The organism is Kitasatospora sp. NPDC093558 (assembly GCF_040683475.1).
Lineage (GTDB): Bacteria > Actinomycetota > Actinomycetes > Streptomycetales > Streptomycetaceae > Kitasatospora.
This window is the reverse complement of record NZ_JBFBDY010000516.1, coordinates 1-4,592: the sequence shown is the minus strand read 5'-3', so window position 1 is coordinate 4,592 and position 4,592 is coordinate 1. Positions and strand designations below refer to the sequence as shown.

4 protein-coding genes and 1 pseudogene are annotated in these 4,592 nt (G+C 72.6%); 2 read left to right on the top strand and 3 right to left on the bottom strand.

Annotated features, from left to right (window positions below):
* Nucleotides 1-116: 116 nt before the first annotated feature.
* Together AB0O00_RS30430 and AB0O00_RS30425 are read right to left on the bottom strand one after the other, a co-directional pair.
* A complete protein-coding gene (locus AB0O00_RS30430) occupies nt 117-446 on the bottom strand; it encodes an antibiotic biosynthesis monooxygenase (protein WP_363657211.1) in 330 nt (109 codons plus the stop codon).
* A 41-nt stretch (nt 447-487) separates the two neighbouring features.
* Nucleotides 488-898: a cupin gene (locus AB0O00_RS30425; protein WP_363657209.1), complete on the bottom strand. Its 411-nt coding sequence runs from the start codon at nt 896-898 to the stop codon at nt 488-490.
* A 62-nt stretch (nt 899-960) separates the two neighbouring features.
* Here AB0O00_RS30425 and AB0O00_RS30420 point away from each other — a divergent pair, with 62 nt between their 5' ends.
* Nucleotides 961-1,437: a MarR family winged helix-turn-helix transcriptional regulator gene (locus AB0O00_RS30420; RefSeq protein ID WP_363657207.1), complete on the top strand. Its 477-nt coding sequence runs from the start codon at nt 961-963 to the stop codon at nt 1,435-1,437.
* 6 nt (nt 1,438-1,443) lie between these two features.
* Here AB0O00_RS30420 and AB0O00_RS30415 read toward each other — a convergent pair whose 3' ends face one another.
* The gene (locus tag AB0O00_RS30415; RefSeq protein WP_363657205.1) at nt 1,444-3,567 is read right to left on the bottom strand and encodes a DHA2 family efflux MFS transporter permease subunit; all 2,124 of its coding nucleotides are present in this window, start codon (nt 3,565-3,567) and stop codon (nt 1,444-1,446) included.
* 330 nt (nt 3,568-3,897) lie between these two features.
* Between AB0O00_RS30415 and AB0O00_RS30410 the strand changes: the two are divergent.
* Nucleotides 3,898-4,592 (top strand): annotated as a pseudogene (locus tag AB0O00_RS30410) (hypothetical protein); the annotation flags it as partial.

The window sequence follows — 4,592 nt, the reverse complement described above, 5'->3', positions numbered from 1 at the left end:
CTCGGCGGCGCGCTTGCAGTGGGGGATACGAGCCCCTTGGCCGGCGCCTCTGGATCGCGGCACACGGCCGGGGGGCGCCCCTATGGGTGGGGGCGCGCCGCTCGTTCAACTACTGCTCAGGCCTTCGGGCCCGCCGACTGGACGACCTCGAAGGACCACAGGGTCGACCCCGACGCGGCCGGGCGCTTCGGGGCCTCGCCGCCCTCGCTGCCGCCGCCGCGGTGGGCGGCCTGCATCGGGCCCTCCATCCAGGCCTTGAAGTCCTCCTCGCTGCGCCAGCGGGTGTAGACCAGGTACTGGTCGGTGCCCTCGACCGGGCGCAGGAGCTCGAACCACTCGAAGCCGTCGGAGTTCTCCACCGCGCCGGCGCGCGAGGCGAAGCGCTGCTCCAGCACCTCCCGCTGCTCGGCGGGGACGGTCAGGACGTTGATCTTGACGACGGACATGCTGCTCCTTTTCTCGGGTGCTCCGAGCAGTCTCCTACACCTCACGCGATCCACGGCGGGAGCACCCGCTGGTCGTCCTTCGGCGCCATCCCGCAGGCTCCTTCCGGGGTGACGGCGTCCGGGTTGTAGGCGTGGGCGGGCGACAGGCCGGCCACGATGGCGGTGAAGCCGTCCGAGGTCGAGATCTGGCGGGCCACGTCGGCCGGGAGGACGACGGTGTCGCCGGCGGAGAGGGAAAGCACCTCGTCGGCCAGGTCCACAGACGCCGACCCGCTCAGGAGCGTCCAGATCTGCTCGACGTCCATGGCGTGCAGCGGGCCCCGCTTCCCGGCGCCCATGTCAACGTGCCACATCGCCAGGGAAGTTGAGCCAAGAACAGGCGAGGCATAGGTGGTCATGACGGCGTTCGGCGTCTCGGTGCGGCGCGCGTCGGCGTGACGGATCACGGGCATGGCGAAGGAACCCCCTAAGATGGACAATGTCGTTGTCTATATGGTCAATGAGGTTGTCTATCGTGTCAAGCGAACCCGCCCCGCCCGGCTTCGAGCTGCCGCTGCGCCTCCTGCTCGCCTTCCGGACGATCATCGACGAGCTGCACGAGCGCCTCGCGGACGAGGGTCACCCGGACGTACGGCCGATGCACGGCTTCGTGTTCCAGGCGATCGGGCCGCACGGCACCACCGCCGTCGAGCTCGGCCGCCGCCTCGGGGTGTCCAAGCAGGCGGCCGGGAAGACCGTCGAGGGCCTGGAGCAGCTCGGCTACGTCGAGCGCGGCAGCGATCCCGCCGATGCGCGCCGCAAGGTCGTTCGGCTCACCGCGCGCGGGGTGGACTGCCTCGCCCGCTCGGCCCGGATCTTCGACGAGCTGCGCGCCCAGTGGTCCGCCACCCTCGGCGAGGAGAACCTCCGGCAGATGGAGCAAAACCTCCGCCTGCTCGCCCCCGGCGATCCGTTCCGTCTCGACACCCCGCGCTGGTTCGGGGCACCGTAAAAAACGTCAGAACGACCGGCCCTCGCCCCGGTACGGCGGCTCCAGGCCGCCCACCGGGTCGGGGCGGTCGCGCGGGTCGGCGCAGAGGCCGGAGCTGAGCCGGGTGAGCAGGTCGGCGAGGTCGGCGTACTGCTTCTCGTCCCAGTCGCCCAGCAGTTCGGACAGCTGGGTGCGCCGGGCCGCGACGAGCTTGAGCGCGGCCTGCTCCCCGGGCTCGGTGAGCCGCAGCGGCAGACCGCCGTGGCGCGCGGCCAGGCCGCGGCTCTCGACCTCGCGGGCCGCCTCCTCGATGACGGCGATCGGCACGACCCGCCGTTCGGCCAGCTCGGCCGGCTCGGCGGAGCCGTGCTGGTGCATCTGTAGGAGCAGCCAGCTGGAGGCGGGCAGCAGGTCCAGGCCCGCAGTGGCGGTGATCCGCCGGAACAGGTCGCGCCGGGCCTCGCGGGTGCTCAACACCGAGAGGGCGCGGGCGATTTCGTCCAGCGAGGAGCGTTCCACCGGGTTGAGGCCGATGGACTCGCTCAGGTCCGGCGCCGTCACGGTCGAACGCAGCGTCTGCTCGCGCAGGAACAGCGACAGCACGAAGGCGACCACCGCGACGGGCACCGCGTACAGGAACACGCGCGTGATCGACTCGGCGTACGCGTGGTGGACGCTCGTCTGGACGGCGGCCGGCAGGCGGCTGACGACGCGCGGGTCCGAGGTGATCGTGTCGGAGTGGAAGCCGGGCGGCAGCGGCACGCCGCGCAGCGCGTCGGCGAGCCGGGACCGCAGGCCGCTCGCGAAGATCGTCCCGAAGATGGAGACGCCGAACGAGGCGCCGATGGAGCGGAAGAAGGTCGCGCCCGCGGTGGCGACGCCGAGGTCCTGGTAGCCGACCGAGTTCTGCACGATCAGCACGAGTACCTGCATCACGAGGCCCAGCCCAAGGCCGAAGACGAGGAAGTAGAGGCTCATCTCCCCCGTGCCGGTGTGTTCGTCGAGCCGGGAGAGGAGCAGCAGGCCGACGGTGGTGACAGCGGTCCCGGCGATCGGGAAGACCCGGTAGTGCCCGGTGCGGGCGACGATCTGGCCGGAGCCGATCGAGGTGGCCAGCATGCCGAGCACCATCGGCAGCATGTGGATGCCGGACATGGTCGGCGAGACCTGCATGACGACCTGGAGGAAGGTCGGCAGGTAGGTGAGCGCGCCGAACATCGCGAAGCCGACGACGAAGGAGATCACGGCGACCAGGCTGAACGTCCGCGAGCGGAACAGCCGCAGCGGCAGGACGGGCTCCTCGGCCGTCCGCTCGACCTCCACGAAGGCGACGAGCAGGACGAGCCCCAGCACGCCCAGGCCGACGATCTGCCAGGAGCTCCAGGCCCACGTGGTGCCGCCGAGCGAGGTCATGAGCACCAGGCAGGTCGCGACGGCGGCGATCAGGGCGGTGCCGAGGTAGTCGATCCGGTGCTCGCGCTTGACCTCCAGTCCGTGCAGCACCGCCGCGATGACGACGAGGGCGACGACGCCGATCGGCAGGTTGACGTAGAACACCCAGCGCCAGCTGAGGTTGTCGACGAACAGGCCGCCCAGCAGCGGCCCGAGGACGCTCGTCACGCCGAACACGGCGCCGAACAGGCCCTGGTACTTGCCGCGGTCGCGCGGCGAGACGAGGTCTCCGACGATCGCCTGCGAGAGCACCATCAACCCGCCGCCGCCGAGGCCTTGCAGCGCCCGGAAGGCGATCAACTCGCCCATGTCCTGGGCGACTCCACACAGCACCGAGCCGAGCAGGAAGATGACGATCGAGGCCTGGAAGAAACGCTTCCGGCCGTACATGTCGCCGAGCTTGCCCCACAGCGGGGTGGCCGCGGTCGAGGCGAGCATGTACGCGGTGACCACCCAGGAGAGGTGTTCCAGGCCGCCGAGGTCACTGACGATCGTGGGCAGCGCCGTGGACACGATGGTCTGGTCGAGCGCGGCGAGCAGCATCGCCAGCAGCAGGGCGCCGATCGGCACCCAGAGGTTGGGCGCGGTGACGGCGGGCGGGCCGGGCTCGGGCGCCGGACTCCGGTCGGACGCCGGGCTACGGTCGGGCGCCGGGCTCCGGCCGGACGCGGCGTCGGAGGCCGGGGGAGGGTCCGTCATGGCGCCTCCTGGCGTCTGCGTGGGGTCGCGGGCCCGGCGGGAGCGGCGGCCCTGGCGGATGATCACTCCCAGCCACCATGCTGTCAGAATCGCCCCGGTTTGCACCGTCCGGTTGAGCCGAACGTAAGCGCCCCACCTGTCAACCGAACACGGGTCGTTCACCGGGGGCCAACCACCACCAACCGGCACAACCCCACCGTGGACGGCCGGACGGCCCTGTCCACCCTCCGGGACGTCCTGCATAATCAGGCCCGTTCGCGCGACCGGGACCGCCCGGCCGCGCGCCCGCGAGCACGAGCACGAGCACCGAGAACCGAGGAGGGCCGGCCGATGCCGGACCAGCACTGCCCGACGTGCGGCACCGCACGCTCCGCCGGGTGCGGCTGCCTCCCGGACCAGGGACACGGCGACCCGAGCCTCGACGAGACCACCGTCCTCCCGCACGTCGAGGGCCCGCCGCTGGTCCGCCCGTACGTGCCGCAGGCGCCCGGCCAGGTCGCGGAGGAGCCCCCGGGCGTCACACCGAACGCCGAGCCCCCGGCCGCTCCCCCGCTCGGACCGGACGCGGACGCGTACGCCACGACGGTGCTGCCGCCCGTGCCGGGCCCCGCCCCCGAGGCGTACGCCACGACCGTCCTGCCGCCCGTCCCCGGCGCCGCGCCCGACGGGTACGAGCCGACCGCATACGCGCCGCACGAGCACGCACCGCACGAGCAGACGCCGCACGGACACACCCCCGACGGCTACGCGACGACCGTCCTGCCGCCCGTCCCGCCCGCCCCTCCCGGGGACGACCTCGGCTACTTCCCGTTCGACAACGCGGCCCCCGAGCCCGATCCGGAGTCCGCCCCCGTCGGCGGCCGGGCCGCGCGGCGGGCCGCCGAACAGGCCGAGCAGCGCCCGCTCGCCCGGCACAAGCTGCTGATCGCCGGCGCCGGAGCGGGCCTGCTGGCACTGACCGTCGGCCTCGCGTACGCCGTGACGCCCTCGCCGCAGCCGGCCCAGAAGGCGCAGCCGGCGCCCAC

Excerpts from the sequence above, each read along its gene's own strand:
- AB0O00_RS30430 (WP_363657211.1), bottom strand. The coding sequence starts at position 446 with ATGTCCGTCGTCAAGATCAACGTCCTGACCGTCCCCGCCGAGCAGCGG.
- AB0O00_RS30425 (WP_363657209.1), bottom strand. The coding sequence starts at position 898 with ATGCCCGTGATCCGTCACGCCGACGCGCGCCGCACCGAGACGCCGAAC.
- AB0O00_RS30415 (WP_363657205.1), bottom strand. The coding sequence starts at position 3,567 with ATGACGGACCCTCCCCCGGCCTCCGACGCCGCGTCCGGCCGGAGCCCG.